We start from the raw sequence: 14,230 nt of genomic DNA, 5'->3' as shown, positions 1-14,230 counted from the left end.
ATGGAGGGCGCGGATTCTATCAATAAATTTTTGAGAAATATCGCGAGGAAAAGTTTTGTTACAAATGCGGTGGGTCGGGGCTATTGTTGTGTGTCGGGCAGGGGGGGAACCGCCACCCTCTTCAACAACGAGAGGGTGGGGCAATCCCAGTCGTGTTGCGATCAGTTCATCAGGATGCTGTGAATTTTGTCTTTGAGCTGCAATCGTTCCATTTTCAGTTGGGTGAAGTGTAGGTCTTCGGTGGGAATGTTGTTACATTCTAATCCCCGTATTTTGTGGTCTAATTCATGATACCTGTCTGTCATGGCCTTGAAGTTTTCGTCTTGGGACTTTAACTCTTTGATTTTGTCATGCATTTCGGGGAACTCAATGAAGAGTGCGTGATTTTCACCTAACATGTCTGTCACTCCATAGATTTTATGTGAATGAAATCCCTGCATTTCTCCTGTTATTTGGTAACGATGTACTGATGTTGTTGTATGGAGAGTGATGCTCTTTTCCCGGCAGTCTAAAATGTGGCAGCCGCTTCGTTCTGATTCAAAGCATTTTTCTCTGGATTGCAGGTCACTCGCGAAGCGCTTTGAGCGGTGCCTTTCAAGCCCGGATACAAATGCTTTTACCCAGAAAAAATGAACCACGAAAGGTCAACTGACCCTCGTTTAAGCATAGTCGAATGTTGTCATTTTCAAGCAAGATGACGGTGAAAGTGCTATGAACAGCATGAAAACCAGAGTGACGTTGTCACAACTTGGCGTGAGCGCAGCGGATAAAGGGGAATTTAGGATGAACGATACTTTTTGCTGCGCAATGATTTTTTGAGGTTTTGAATGTAAGCGATCCGATCCGGGTTTGCCGGGGCGGCCTGAGACTGTAACTGGACTTTCGCCTGGGCTTCTTCTTCGGTCATGTAGCGACCGTTCATTCTGATGTGATTGGCTTTGGTCTCATGCTCAGCACGTACAGATGCATCTTCCTGTGCTTTTGCCAGAGCATCACGGGCAAGACTCTGGCTGGTTTTATCTTCCTGCCGTTGTTGCAGCCAATGAGGTTGCTGTTTTTGCTTCGCGGGTTGGCCTGCCTGTTGCTGACGTTGTTTGAGTACATTATCCAGGTAATCACTAAAGTCCATCTTGTTGGCCTCCTCAGGCTTCATGATAGTCGTTATTGTTGATTGTCAGCTCACATTGACTGGTGTTTTATCTCTAGAGCCGGATGTAAAAACGCAGACTCAAAATCAGAGATAGACAGCGGCTTACAATACAGGAATCCCTGAAATTCCTCTACACCTATACTGCTGAGAAAATCCGCTTGCGCCTGGCTTTCGACCCCTTCAGCCACGACGCGAATGTTCAGGTTGTGTGCCAGCTCAACAATCGCATTGGTAATGGTGACGGATTCCCGGTTGACCGGGAGATCACGAACGAATTCCTGATCGACTTTCAGAATCTGGATCGGGAAACGGCTCAGGTAGGCCAGAGAAGAGTAGCCGGTGCCAAAGTCGTCAATCGCGATCCGGACGCCCAATGCATTGAGCTGGCGTAACCGGTTCAGTGCCAGCTTCACATCAGACATCACCACACTTTCTGTAATTTCGAGTTCAAGATAGCTTGGGTCGCAATGGCTGCTTTGTATTGCTTGCTGCACAGTATTAATGATATCCGAGTTCAGCAGCTGCCGGGCTGAAATATTGATGGCAAAGTGAAGCTTGTGTCCCTGAAGTTGCCATTGCCGGAGTTGCTGGCAGGCTTTTCGAATCATCCGTTCGCCGACATCAATGATAAGACCTGTGGTTTCCAGAATCGGAACGAATTCAGAGGGAGACTGAAGGACGCCGTCGTCGTCATACCAGCGTAACAGGGCTTCTACACCACACAGTTTTCGTGTCCGGGCTTCAAAACGACCCTGATAGAAAAACTGATAACGGTCTGAACCAAAGCTTTGTCTGAGCTGAGCTTCCATTTCAAGACGTTTGACGCTGTTGACACCCATCTCACGATTGTAGACACGGTATTGTTGCTGTTGGCCATTGTCTTTCGCTTTGTATAAAGCGATATCGGCCTGACGAAGCAGTGCTTCGCTGGTACATTCGCCATCTCCACAGTATGTGATGCCGATACTGGCACTGACGACGACTTCTTTATTATCCAGGGTGATCGGGTGATTCAGATGGCGAAGAATCCGTTCGGCCAGCTCTTCAAGCACAGGCAGCCGGGTATCGGATACGACCAAAATACCGAACTCATCATTGCCGAGTCGGGCCAGAATGTCACCTTCACGCAGAATTTGCTGTAAACGCTTGCTGACAGCAATGAGCACCTGATCGCCTGTGTCATGTCCCAGGGAATCATTGATTTGTTTAAATCGGTCCAGATTCAGGGTCATTAAGCCCAGTTCCGGGCGAGGAGACTGCTTCTGTAAGCTTTCAATCTGCTGCTGGAGCATGAGCCGGTTCGGCAACTGTGTCAGCATGTCGAAATGTGCCAGGCGCTTGAGCTTGCTTTCAAAAAGCACTCTCTCTGTGATGTCTTTTCCCGTCGTAATGTAGTGACTGATTTTTCCACGACTGTTCCGGATTGGAGAAATTCGTTTTTCCATATACATCAGACTGTTATCTTTTCTACGGTGAGAAATGATGCGATTGACGGTATGGCCCCGTCTTAATTGATGTTGCAGCCTTTCCAATTCGGTCGGATTTTGCAGCGTAGCGAGAATCAGGTGCGCGGCATCACTGCCAATCAGATCGTTGGCATTCATGTCGTTAAATGCTTCAAAGCTATGGTTGACGTATTCAATAATGCCCCTGTCATTGGTAATGATGATGGAGTCATCACTTTGTTCTAATGCGCGGGACATGCTTTTGAGCTTTTCTTCTCTCTCGACCCAGTTCGTCACATCCCGAATGTTCAGCAAGACTTCATTTCCATCATTGTAAGCCGTTTCTGTGGCAATAATTTCCAGATGCTGGGGAGGCTCAATGGTGTTGGTGATGAGGATACTGATGGGTTGGCTTTCTCCCTGGCTCATGGAGGTATGGACCTGAACAAGCAATTCAGACAGTTCATCCCTGGCTTTTTCATGGGTGACTAAATCTGCAATCTGACGTGTTTTGGCCGCTTCGGTTGAGGTATCGAGAATCTGACAAGCTGATTGATTCAGGTCGATGATGGTGTTGTCCTGCCTCAGAATGACCATACCGTCGGGGGCATGTTTCAGCACATGGCTGTATTTTTTCACCATGTCGTGCAATTCAGATTTTAAAGTTTGCTCATGTCTGAGCATTTTGTGCAGATGCCAGGCAAGGATGAGGCAGCCAATGCATAAGCCCAAGGTAACCAGTGAAAACAGCGTGAGTTTTTCGAATTTTTCTACGGTATTTAAGTTATTAAAAATAACGTGATGAATATTGAAGTGATTGAGTAGTGAATGTAAAAAATCTGCGTTTTCCCAACGTTCGAAAAGGTGGTGCAATTCGGAAGAAGGCGAGCTGGATGAATATACGGGCTGAGAGAGATTAGCTGTTGTTTGCTGAGTTTCTGGTGGCGTCGCGGCGGTGTTATCTTTTTCCCCAAAAAAAGAGTGGTCAGAAGGAATCAGCAGGCTGAAAATCAGAATCACAGGCAGCAATACAGTCAGCAGTTTCCAAGAGCGGATCAGGTTTTTCTTCATATATCATCCATGACTGAGCAACTCCCCAGATATCCAGTATAGTGACGGGTTTCTGGGCATGCATAACCAACTGTTCATTCATATTAGGAAATTCTTGAACTTACGGATGACAATAGACGATTTTTCGGAAGAGGAAAAAAATACCGGCAATTCCTGAGAATTGCCGGTATGTCAGTCGAGAGCAGCCGGAATCGGTTCATTTCAGAATGGACGACAGGATCAGCTCGCAGATGCGGTGGCCACTGTGCTTTCTGAATGTTCGTTTTTGACAACCAATGCGAATCCAATCAGCACAAACACACAGGTTCCGGCAATACTGTAAGCCACAATATTCAACCCTTTCTCCGCGAAAGCAGCAACCAGCGAGCTGGCAGCAAAGCAACCCAGCGTTTGCAGGAAGTTGAGTAATCCGGCTGCCGTTGCGCTGCACTGTTTGAAATCTTCCAGTGCTTTACTGATGACAATCGGGTAAATCGCTCCGTTTGCAACGGCGATAAAGCAGAATGGGATCAGGATCGGCCAGATATTATCCGGCTGAGTCTGAATTGTGATGACCAGAATCACCAGCGCACTGCAAATGAAGAGCTTCAGCAACCAAGGCAGGATTTTTCTGCCCTCTGTACGCCCTAATAATGCTCGGCAACCATAACCACCGACCAAAAACGCGATAGTTTGAGGAATATAGCTCAGACCTATGTCTTCACTTGAATATCCCATGGCTGACATGACAAAAGGGGATCCGGTCAGATAAGCAAAAAACGCGGCGGAACAGGCGGCAAAAATCATCATATTACCGATGAATTTTTTTGACTTGAACAGCTGTCGGTAATTGATTGCCATTTCAGCCAGGATTTTTGTCGGTTCTCCTTCCTGATTGTTCTGCTTTGCAGCACTTTCAGGCTGACAGGCAGTCATGACGGCTAACGCTGCGCCCAGGACAATCAGACTCAGGAAAATCGCACGCCAGCCAAAATGTGATTGAATGGCTGCACCCACCAGCGGTGCCAGGGCCGGGGAGAGTGCGACCAGCGGCATAATGGTGGCGAAAACTTTCTCAGCAATTTTTCCCTGATAACGGTCAATGACAATGGCCTGCCATAAAACGGTTGCACTACAGGCACCCAGCGCCTGAAGAAAACGGAAGGTGAGCAGGATTTCTACGCTCGGTGCCATCGCACAGCCAAGCGTTGCCAGACTGAATAACAGCATGGCGCCAAGCAGCACTTTTTTTCGGCCCAGTCGATCGGATAAGGGGCCGTAAACGAGTTGCCCGATCGCCATACCCAGCAGAAAAATACTCAGTGTCATGCCGATGAGGCCGGAAGATGTATTTAAGTCACTTTGCATTGCAGAAAAAGCAGGCAGGTACATATCTGTCGCCAGAAAACCCAGCATGCTGAGGAATGCAAACCAGACAAGCGTCATTGTTGTTGGTTTTGTCGTCATTGTTTGATAACCAGTAAATAATTCAGGTTTCATATTGTATTCGTGGTGATTTATGCTGTGAAACGTTAAAATTTCAACGCTGGTTTCAAAAAAATTGATGTGAGCATTTTTTCATCTTTCTTGGGGTTTCTATGTTTTCTTTTAATGACTTACAAGTGATTGATGTCGTCGCCCGCCGGGGGAGCTTTTCCTCGGCTGCCGAAGAATTACACAAAGTGCCCAGTGCAATCAGCTATACCGTCCGGTCGATTGAAGAGAAACTTGCGGTTGAGCTGTTTGAGCGTCAGCACCGGCAGGTGACGCTTACGCGGGCAGGGGAATATTTTGTTGAAGAAGCACGTCAGTTGCTGAAACAGATGGATCAAATCAAGCTTCAGACACAGCGGGTCGCGAATGGCTGGGCTGAGAATGTTTCGGTTGCCTTAGATACCGTGGTCAGGCAAAGCCGGGTGAGCACTATGGTGCGCGATTTTTATCAGGCATTTCCGGATGTGGAGCTGCATCTGACGATGGAGGTCTATAACGGTGTTTGGGATGCGCTGGCTGATGGCCGTGCCGATCTGGTGATTGGCGCAACTGCGGCAATTCCGGTGAGCGGTGATTTCGATTATCGCGATATGGGCAGCCTGAACTGGCTGTTTGTGATGTCACCGGGGCATCCGCTTGCCCGCTACGAATTCCCTTTCGAGGAAGCTGAACTGGCAGAATATCCAGCGATCTGTCTGGAAGATACGTCTCGCGCCCTTCCGAAAAGGACAACCTGGCTGATGAATAATCAGCGCCGGATTATGGTTCCGGACTGGTCCAGCGCATTTCAGTGTCTTGAGGCCGGATTAGGCATTGGGGTTGTCCCGGAGCATATGGCAACGCCAAGATTAAATAGCGGTCGGTTGATCACCCGAACGCTGGCAAATCCGACACCGGTGAGTCCCTGCTGTCTGGCCTGGAACAAAGCCAGTTTGAATCCGGCGCTGAGCTGGTTATTAGATTATTTGGGAGATAGTGAGCAACTTCACAGAGAATGGATGCGGTAGTGCTTAATACCAATAGCGTATTGTTCGCTTACAAGGGGGAGAAACGGGCGGGTGTCTCAAAGTTGTTTGAAATGCGTGCAGTGGTACGAATATCACTAAAAACACTGCGCGAAGTCATAAATCTTTCATTCAGAATCTTTAGGATGCCTGTCGTCAAATTCAATACAACGTAATGCAGTGATGATGAATCAGAATCAGTTGTCTCAGACTCTACAGAATAAACAAGGCAATCATGGCATGTTGGCTAGTGCTATCGACTACATTTATAACGCGTTTCCAAATCTGAGTTATCGCCCCAGACCCGATGATGTGAAATTGCTGGCTGCATTTCTGCAAAGCCAGCGTTCAGATACACCGGCCTTTTTGGGAGAATTGATGAGCAGTAGCTACAACGCGATTGAGATTGAAATTAACAAGTTTCACAGCCGGCAAGATAAAAAGAATCAACCGTTGCCGGCATTCAGTTAACTGAAATCACAGCTGCTCAAGAGGAGCAGCTTTTTTTGGGGCTTGAGTCTATGGGTTATCTACGTTTTTCAGGGTCTGATAACCGGCCCACAGCCGGGTGGCCGTGGTTACCCAGCATAAGGTTCCGAAAATCCACGCAATGAAGGCAAAGTGTTCAGGCAGCAGGCAGAACAGCACAAAACAGGCAATGGTTTCCGTTCCTTCCGTCAGCCCACCCAAGTAAAACAGAGACTTGTGTTGATATACAGGATTATCAATTTGCCGTTTCCCTGCCATGATGGCAAACGCCAGAAAGCTGGAGCCTGTTCCGACAAAGGCAAAGATCAGAAAAGCGCCAGCGACAGCGTTTTGCTCTGGTTGAGCCAGTACGAATCCGAAAGGCACCAGGGAATAAAACAGAAAGTCCAGCGTGATATCGAGAAAGCCACCGCAGTCAGTAATACCTCTCCGGCGGGCAAGCGCGCCGTCCAGACCATCAAATATCCGGTTCAGTACAATGAAGAACAAGGCCAGCAGGTAGTGGTTGTATATCAGCGCGGGTAGCGTCAGCAAGCCAATGATAAAGCCGGCGACTGTGATTTGGTTGGCGCTGAAGGGCGATTGATCCAAAAGTCGGCCGAAGCAATTTACGGGGGCTTTGAGTAGCTGAATGGCGTAACGGTCAAGCATGACTGGTCTCCGCTGATGGTTCTGGCCACAACAACAGTCGCCCGTCGGGCGGGACATCATCCTGATCATGGGTGACCATGAGTGCCGGAATATTCTGTTGTCTGATTTGGGTGAACACAAAGTCGCGAAATTGTATACGCAGGTCTTTGTCGAGTTTGCTGAAAGGTTCATCCAGCAAAATTGCATCCGGCTCAGCAAGTAAACTACGCATCAGGCTGATCCGAGCCCGTTGTCCGCCAGAGATCTGGCCTGGGCTCTGGCAAGCCAGATCGGTCAGGCCTAACGCAGCCAGCGTTTCGTAAGCGCGTTTTTTTCGTTCGTTTTTTTTCACCGCTGACGGTAAACCAAACGCGAGGTTTTGCCAGACGTTGAGATGCGGGAAAAGCAGGTCGTCCTGAAATAGCAGACCAATCCGGCGCTTGTCTGGCTCAAGTGCGTTGATTGGACGATCATTCAGGCTGATCTGCCCCTGATAATGACAGTCTGGTGCGGTGTGACCGGCAATCACACCCAGCAGTGTTGATTTACCGCAGCCACTGGGACCCATGATCGTGAGAATCTCCCCACGTGCGACTGACAGGGTCAGTGACGTCAGTAATCTTTGTTCACCATTATTTATAGTGAGGTTTTTCACGGATAAGCACATGTGGCTCGGAATTCCTTGTTGTTTTTGGGGATGTCATTTTTGTTTGATAATAGCGGCTGGCCAGCATCGCTGTGATAAAGAGCATGAACGGTACGAATCCCTGTAGCAGGCCATAAATGGCACTGACCCGTCTGTCCTGACCGCTGGCTAAAGCGACCGCTTCTGTGGTCAGTGTGCTCACTCGTCCTGCGCCAAGGCTGAGTGTGGGCAGATACTGTGCCAGACTGACACTGCAACCGACGGCGATTGCCATGCAAATCGCGGGCATTAACATCGGGCGTTTCACCCGCCACCATGCTGACAGTGCAGATAAGCCGAGACTGCTGGCCGTTTGGGTATAGCGCCGGTCAAAACTACGCCATGGCCCATCCAGTGCCAGATAGAGATACGGAAACACAAACAGCACATGGCTCCAAATCACCCAGAGCAGATAATGCTGACCGGGGATCAGATAGGTGGTGACCTGAATGCCAAATAGCAATGACACTTGTGGCAACACCATAGGCATCGCGATCAGCCAGCCGGGAAGACCGACGCCTGTTTTTTCTCTGTATTCCAGACATCCAATCGCCAGAATCAGGGCGATCAGCGTACTGATTGCAGCCAGCAGGAGGCTGGTGGAGACCAGATCTGCCACATAGGTGGTTTCCTGTTGCCAGAACCTCAGGCTGAAACGGCTGGGAAGCAGATCCGGAAATCGCCAGCGTAAGGCAACTGACCAGGTAACTAACACCGGAATCACCATCAGTGGCACCAGAATCAGCGGCCAGTGAAGAGACCGGCCCGGAAGGTGATGTTGGCGGTGACCGGCATACTGCCATTGCGGATAACCCCGGCATAGCAGCCACTCGAGTCCCCGAAACAGCAACATCAGTGCCAGCCCCAGTATCAACAGCATCAGGGCACCCACAGCGGCTCTTGGCATCAGGCTGATATCCGGGTCGTTAAACCATTGCCAGACCAGTACGGCGAATGTCGGCGGACGAGTCGGGCCCAGAATCATTGCCATATCAACCACAGAGATGCCGTAAGCCAGTACGGCAAAAATGGGCAGCCGCATTTTTGGCAGCCACTGGGGCAGGATGACGTTGATCCAGGTGGCTGTCTGGTTGTAACCCAGCCCGCTACCGACAGCCAGTAGCCGGCTGACATTGAGTTGTTGCAGGACGGAAATACTCATTAACAGCAAAAATGGGGTCTCTTTCATGGCCAGGGCAAGTGTCAGCCCCAGACCATAGGGATCCTGTAGCAGTGAAAATTGCCCCGGGTCACCCCCGAGTGAGGTGATGATCCGGGCGAGAATTCCTGTCGAAGAAAAAGTAAAGGCGAAGCCAATGGCGAACGCGACATGTGGAATCGCCAGAATCGGGGATAACCAGGATTCAACGGTATGCCAGCGGCGGGAACCCCAGCTTTTTTGCAGGATCAGAAAGGTAAACACCATGGCCATCAGCGTACTGATCACTCCGGTTGACAGGGTCAGCCAGACAGATGTCTGAATACCAGGCCAGGCAAACGCCAGCCCAAAAGCCTGAAACCCCGGTTCAGTCAGATCTGTCATCGGCAGCCAGGACAGGGCAGGCAGAAGAATCCCAATCAGTCCCGGCACCAATGGCAAACAGCAGATGACCAGCGTGGCAATAAACAGCAAAAACAACATATTGCAACGTCACTTATTCAATACAGCGAGAAGAAAATCAGACTCAGGCGACAATCAGTGACCATATCGTTGCTGCCAGGCAGTCTCCAGTGCGGTTTGCCAGCTCGGATGAGGTTCGGCAATCGCCTGATAAAGTTCAAAGCCTTGTGCTTCTTCTTCAGAACCCAGTGCTTCCGGGGTCAGAATGGCCGGATCGCCCCAAATTTGTATATTGGACTTACGCGCCTGAGCCTCCGGGCTCATCAGAAAGTTAATCACAACACGGGCCGCTTCTTTTGCACTCGCATTCCAGGGAATGGCCAGAAAGTGAATGTTCGACAATGCCCCTTGCTCAAAAGCAAATGCTTTTGCCGTGGCTGGTAAATCGCCCCGTTCGATGGCGGCTTTGGCTTCGTTGGGGTTGAACGTGATGGCGACCAGCAGCTGCCGGTCATCAAGTAATTGCAGCATTTCTGTCGAACTGGCGGGGAAACGCTTTCCTTGTTGCCAGGCGACTGCATGAAGCTGGTTCAGATAACGCCAGAGTGGTGCTGTCATTTGATCAAACTTTGCCTGATCTTTTTCCGGGTCAATGGGTTCATACAGCGCCGGGTCTGCATTCGTCAGCTCAATGAGTGCGGCTTTCAGAAAGCTGGTTCCATGAAAAGCCGGGGGTTGCGGATAGGTTACTTTTCCCGGAAACGCTTTTGCCAGACTGAGTAATTCGGCAAAACTTGCGGGGGGATTACTCAGGGTCTGGCTGTCATGAATGAACACCAGCTGACCGACGCCCCAGGGTGCTTCCAGGCCATCGGTACTTTCTGTAAAGTCTTCGTACACAGGCAAGCGTTTATCCACCAGCTTCCAGTTGGGGAGCTGAGCCACAAATGGGCCATCCAGAAGTTCATTGGTTTTCATGGTGCGAAAGTTTTCGCCATTGATCCAAACCATATCCACACTACCGCCGGTGTTCTTTCCGGCGGTTTTCTCTGCAAGTAAGCGTTGAGAGGTTTCAGCAATGTCAGCCACTTTGACGTGATTGAGCGTGATGTCGTAACGGCTTTTCACCTCACGAGCCACCCAGCGCAGGTAACTGTTGATAGGCTGGCTGCCTCCCCAGGCATTAAAAAAGACGGTTTGCCCGCGTGCGTTCTGCTGAATCTCATGCCAGCTCATCTCACCGACTATGGGTTTATCTTGTGTCTCCGTGGCCATCAGTGGGGTCGCAGCCAAAGCCAGGCAAAGCGCCATCCATGTCAATTTCATGATGATTCGTTCCTTATTTTTCCTGCAGGTTCGCCTGATGATCTGCGATGTCTGTTTTCTTCTCGTCACGCGCAGAGCGACCTCGCTGCCAGCGGTGATATTTCTCAAGCAATGCCATGATACGTTCCGGTTTGTTTGCCTGTTTCCATACCCCGGCAGTGTATTTGTTCGCTTCGCTCATTGTCGGGTAGGGGTGTACAGTCCCCAGAATTTTGTTGAGTCCCAGGTTGTATTTCATGGCAAGTGTCCATTCCGCAAGTAGTTCACCAGCCTGATTCCCGACAATGGTCGCGCCGAGAATGGTATCTTTCCCTTTCGGGGTCAATACCTTAATAAAACCATAGTCTTCTCCGTCGGCAATTGCGCGATCTAAATCGTCAATCCCGTAGCAGGTGACGTCAACGTCAATTCCCTGATCCGCTGCTTCTTTTTCATTGATCCCCACTCGCGCCACTTCCGGCGAGGTATAGGTGACGGCGGGCAGGACGCGATAATCTGCCTTGAACTTCTTCAGTTTCCCGAAAAGACCATTGACGGCGGCATACCATGCCTGATGGCCTGCTGCGTGTGTCAGCTGGAATGGCCCGGCGACATCACCAACGGCATAGATATTCGGATATTTGGTTTGCAGGTATTCATTGACTTCCAGTGTCCTGCGTTCGTTCACGGTGATCCCTAATGTTTCCAGACCAAAGCCAGTGACATTCGCGACACGGCCTAAGGCGAGAACCACGGCGTCGAAGGCCACGTCCTGGTGCCTGCCCTGAGTATCTTCCAGCACGGCAAATTGTGTGGATTCTCCCTCACTCGTGGTCCGGATTTCAAATTTGACGGCTTTATGTTTCAGTCTGATATCCACGCCATCCCGAGTCAGGCTTTCAAGCACCAGCGCTGCGGCGTCTGCGTCTTCCCGAATCAGCAACTGATCGGCCATTTCAGCCAGAGTGACCTGACTGCCCAGTCGCTGAAAGCTTTGTGCCAGTTCACAGCCAATCGGGCCACCGCCCAGAACCAGTAGTTGTTTGGGTTGTTCGGTGATGGACCAGAGCGTATCTGAGGTCAGATAGTTTACTTGCTCGATGCCTTCAATTGGCGGTACAACCGGGCGTGCACCGGTGGCGATGACAATGTTCTTCGTGGTAATGCGTTCACCGTTTACGTCGACTTCCCACGGAGACACGATCTTTGCTTCTCCCTGAATACAGTTCACGCCGAGTGTGGTGTAGCGCTTTACCGAATCGTGCGGTTCGATCTGACGGATCACATGGTGAACGCGCTGCAAGACAGCCGAAAAATCGAGCTGAGGTGTTTCTGTCTGAATACCAAATGCTGGTGCACGGGTAATCGTATGCATGGTATGAGCCGCGCGGATCAGGGCTTTTGAAGGAACACAACCGGTATTGAGACAGTCGCCACCCATCTGATGTTTTTCAATCAGTGTGACTTTGGCTTTGACAGCGGCAGCAATATAGGCGCTGACCAGTCCTCCGGCACCGGCACCAATGACCACCATGTTCTGGTCAAATTGCGCCGGTCGCTGCCAGTGTTGATAGACACGGCGTTGCTGAATCACTGTCATGATACTTTTGGCAATGAAAGGAAAAATACCCAGCAGGACCAGAGAAACCAGAACCGGCAGTGAAATCAGACCCGACAGCGTTTCAATTTCCCCCAATTGTGTACCGGCGTTGAGGTAAACCATGGTTCCGGGCAGCATTCCCAACTGACTGACCCAATAGAAGGTTCGACCACGCATGGGCGTCAGGCCCATCAGCAGGTTGACCAGAAAGAATGGAAAGACAGGAATTAAGCGCAGTGTAAACAGATAAAAAGGACCATCTTTTTCAACGCCACGATTCATGGCGGACAGGCGACGGCCAAATTTGTGCTGTACCCAGTCATGCAACAGAAATCGGCTTGCTAGAAATGCCAGCGTGGCCCCCAGTGAGCTGGCAAAAGAAACCAGTAACAGGCTCCACCAGAAACCAAATAGTGCCGCGCCAAGCAAGGTCATCACTGCGGCTCCCGGAAATGAAAGTGCAGTCAGCACAACGTAGATAACGAAGAATAAGGCGCTGGACAGCAGGGGATACGCAACAATGCTTTCCTGCAGGGAATACTGATAAGCTTTTGCCTGTTCAAGTGTGAAATAGTTCCCCAAATCAAAAGCGAACCAGGCAATAAAGGCTGCGGCGATGAAGGCCAGTAACAGCGGTTTCTTTAAACGATTCATAATTTTTTATCTGTGTTGTGAGTTTGCGGATTGTGTTTGGCCATCTCGGCTTCTTGTGTCTGATTCAGAGGAATTGAGCAAAACGCCTGTGATGGAACATCCAAGGCGGTGTTAAATTTCGCGGACAGGTTTTGGAAGCTGATGAGTGCCGTCAGTTCAATCAAAGCATCGTCGTCATACCACGCTTTCAGTGCATCAATCATCTGTTCTGTCACATGGTTTCCGGTGACCGTCATCGCTTCGGTATAGGTCAGCACCGCTTTTTCACGGGTATCAAACAGTGGACTTTCCCGCCATTGAGCCAGTGCCTGTATTTTTTCGACAGATTGGCAGCGCTGGGCCAGTCTCATCCCATTGGCATCGACACAAAATGCGCAGTCATTGAGCTGAGATACCCGAACACAGACAAGAGAGCGCACGACATCCGAAATGGGGGAGCGCTTTCTGTCTAAGTAACCAAAAAAGCTGGCAACCAGATAAAACAGAACTGGACGTCGACCCCAGAGTAACGCCGGATTCAGCGGCTGGCCGAAATGACGCTTTTGCAGCCAGAGCAAGGGACGGATCAAGAAGGAGTAACGATTTTTTGCTGGTATACGCACCTGAAGTTCTCCGGACGAATCGATTTTTCATACCGACCGTTCAGAACCGGACAAATTTCAGAAATGAGGCGACTGATTCAGTTTTTGTGATCAGTTGATTGAAAGTTGTACAGAACGAGAGACAGGCTGACCGGGCAGCGTGCTGGTTGCCGAGCTGGTGGCATGGGTATTCAGCACCAGATACGTACTGGTAATCAGAGGCAATAGCGCAATCAGTATCGTCTTACCAATATGATAGTTGCGATACCAGTATTTACGGGCTCTGATTTTCAGAATCAAGCCCCAGCCAATTAAGATGAGGTTGATGGAAGCGACGATCAGGCTAGGGGAGAGAAGGTCACTTTCACGGCCGCTTGGTGTTTGCGCTAAAACGAGCAGAATCGCAGAAGGAAGCAAACTGATAAAAACCAGATAACGCATCAGTTTTGGCCACTTGTGGAATTTGTCTTTGAACATTGTGTCAGTCTGGCCCGGAAACGGCGTCGATGAGCGCATGTGACCTCCTTTCTCTGATGCAAAACATACATTCTAAAGGCGGCGATGCTGAAGAAAAGTTAACTG

The 14,230-nt window shown here is 49.9% G+C and carries 13 protein-coding genes; 2 read left to right on the top strand and 11 right to left on the bottom strand.

Translation table 11 applies throughout. The features are described from left to right. Positions 1–161: 161 nt before the first annotated feature. The 4 genes from EA58_RS21985 to punC all read right to left on the bottom strand — a co-directional run bounded on the left by EA58_RS21985 (position 162) and on the right by punC (position 5,112). Entirely contained in the window at positions 162–638 is a 477-nt protein-coding gene (locus EA58_RS21985; protein ID WP_235199591.1) for a YdcH family protein, read from the bottom strand. A 140-nt stretch (positions 639–778) separates the two neighbouring features. Beyond that, positions 779–1,129 carry a hypothetical protein gene (locus tag EA58_RS10705; protein WP_036752521.1) on the bottom strand — a complete coding sequence of 117 codons (351 nt, stop codon included), beginning with the start codon at positions 1,127–1,129 and terminating at the stop codon, positions 779–781. A gap of 50 nt (positions 1,130–1,179) precedes the next feature. Continuing rightward, positions 1,180–3,666, bottom strand: a complete 2,487-nt coding sequence (locus EA58_RS10700) for a putative bifunctional diguanylate cyclase/phosphodiesterase (RefSeq protein ID WP_051642017.1) — start codon at positions 3,664–3,666, stop codon at positions 1,180–1,182. 219 nt (positions 3,667–3,885) lie between these two features. Continuing rightward, positions 3,886–5,112 carry a purine nucleoside transporter PunC gene (gene punC, locus EA58_RS10695; RefSeq protein WP_036752511.1) on the bottom strand — a complete coding sequence of 409 codons (1,227 nt, stop codon included), beginning with the start codon at positions 5,110–5,112 and terminating at the stop codon, positions 3,886–3,888. Between the two features lie 131 nt (positions 5,113–5,243). Here punC and punR point away from each other — a divergent pair, with 131 nt between their 5' ends. Then, the gene (gene punR / locus EA58_RS10690; protein WP_036752295.1) at positions 5,244–6,146 is read left to right on the top strand and encodes a DNA-binding transcriptional activator PunR; all 903 of its coding nucleotides are present in this window, start codon (positions 5,244–5,246) and stop codon (positions 6,144–6,146) included. A 237-nt stretch (positions 6,147–6,383) separates the two neighbouring features. Next, positions 6,384–6,614 carry a hypothetical protein gene (locus tag EA58_RS10680; protein ID WP_152547989.1) on the top strand — a complete coding sequence of 77 codons (231 nt, stop codon included), beginning with the start codon at positions 6,384–6,386 and terminating at the stop codon, positions 6,612–6,614. A 48-nt stretch (positions 6,615–6,662) separates the two neighbouring features. On the opposite strand, the gene EA58_RS10675 is transcribed toward EA58_RS10680, so the two are convergent. The 7 genes from EA58_RS10675 to EA58_RS10645 form a co-directional block, all read right to left on the bottom strand. Then, complete coding sequence (locus EA58_RS10675; RefSeq protein WP_036752288.1) at positions 6,663–7,283, bottom strand: CDP-alcohol phosphatidyltransferase family protein; 621 nt, start codon at positions 7,281–7,283, stop codon at positions 6,663–6,665. After that, positions 7,276–7,929: an ATP-binding cassette domain-containing protein gene (locus EA58_RS10670; protein ID WP_036752508.1), complete on the bottom strand. Its 654-nt coding sequence runs from the start codon at positions 7,927–7,929 to the stop codon at positions 7,276–7,278. The genes EA58_RS10675 and EA58_RS10670 overlap by 8 nt, the downstream gene beginning before the upstream one ends. Next, entirely contained in the window at positions 7,895–9,589 is a 1,695-nt protein-coding gene (locus EA58_RS10665; RefSeq protein WP_036752286.1) for an ABC transporter permease, read from the bottom strand. Before EA58_RS10665 ends, EA58_RS10670 begins: the two co-directional genes overlap by 35 nt. A gap of 54 nt (positions 9,590–9,643) precedes the next feature. Then, positions 9,644–10,834, bottom strand: coding sequence for an ABC transporter substrate-binding protein (locus EA58_RS10660; RefSeq protein ID WP_036752284.1), 1,191 nt, complete (start codon positions 10,832–10,834; stop codon positions 9,644–9,646). 13 nt (positions 10,835–10,847) lie between these two features. Further along, positions 10,848–13,067 carry an FAD-dependent oxidoreductase gene (locus tag EA58_RS10655; protein WP_036752282.1) on the bottom strand — a complete coding sequence of 740 codons (2,220 nt, stop codon included), beginning with the start codon at positions 13,065–13,067 and terminating at the stop codon, positions 10,848–10,850. Continuing rightward, positions 13,064–13,669: a carboxymuconolactone decarboxylase family protein gene (locus EA58_RS10650; protein WP_036752280.1), complete on the bottom strand. Its 606-nt coding sequence runs from the start codon at positions 13,667–13,669 to the stop codon at positions 13,064–13,066. Before EA58_RS10650 ends, EA58_RS10655 begins: the two co-directional genes overlap by 4 nt. 90 nt (positions 13,670–13,759) lie before the next feature. Further along, a complete protein-coding gene (locus EA58_RS10645; RefSeq protein WP_051642016.1) occupies positions 13,760–14,164 on the bottom strand; it encodes a hypothetical protein in 405 nt (134 codons plus the stop codon). Between the last annotated feature and the right edge of the window lie 66 nt (positions 14,165–14,230).

It is taken from the genome of Photobacterium galatheae (assembly GCF_000695255.1).
Taxonomy (GTDB): domain Bacteria; phylum Pseudomonadota; class Gammaproteobacteria; order Enterobacterales; family Vibrionaceae; genus Photobacterium; species Photobacterium galatheae.
This window is presented reverse-complemented; position numbering and strand designations above follow the sequence as displayed.

Coding starts and splice junctions, on each gene's coding strand:
- EA58_RS10705 (WP_036752521.1), bottom strand. CDS start 1,129: ATGGACTTTAGTGATTACCTGGATAATGTACTCAAACAACGTCAGCAA.
- EA58_RS10700 (WP_051642017.1), bottom strand. CDS start 3,666: ATGAAGAAAAACCTGATCCGCTCTTGGAAACTGCTGACTGTATTGCTG.
- punC (WP_036752511.1), bottom strand. CDS start 5,112: ATGACGACAAAACCAACAACAATGACGCTTGTCTGGTTTGCATTCCTC.
- punR (WP_036752295.1), top strand. CDS start 5,244: ATGTTTTCTTTTAATGACTTACAAGTGATTGATGTCGTCGCCCGCCGG.
- EA58_RS10680 (WP_152547989.1), top strand. CDS start 6,384: ATGTTGGCTAGTGCTATCGACTACATTTATAACGCGTTTCCAAATCTG.
- EA58_RS10675 (WP_036752288.1), bottom strand. CDS start 7,283: ATGCTTGACCGTTACGCCATTCAGCTACTCAAAGCCCCCGTAAATTGC.
- EA58_RS10670 (WP_036752508.1), bottom strand. CDS start 7,929: ATGTGCTTATCCGTGAAAAACCTCACTATAAATAATGGTGAACAAAGA.
- EA58_RS10665 (WP_036752286.1), bottom strand. CDS start 9,589: ATGTTGTTTTTGCTGTTTATTGCCACGCTGGTCATCTGCTGTTTGCCA.
- EA58_RS10660 (WP_036752284.1), bottom strand. CDS start 10,834: ATGAAATTGACATGGATGGCGCTTTGCCTGGCTTTGGCTGCGACCCCA.
- EA58_RS10655 (WP_036752282.1), bottom strand. CDS start 13,067: ATGAATCGTTTAAAGAAACCGCTGTTACTGGCCTTCATCGCCGCAGCC.
- EA58_RS10645 (WP_051642016.1), bottom strand. CDS start 14,164: ATGCGCTCATCGACGCCGTTTCCGGGCCAGACTGACACAATGTTCAAA.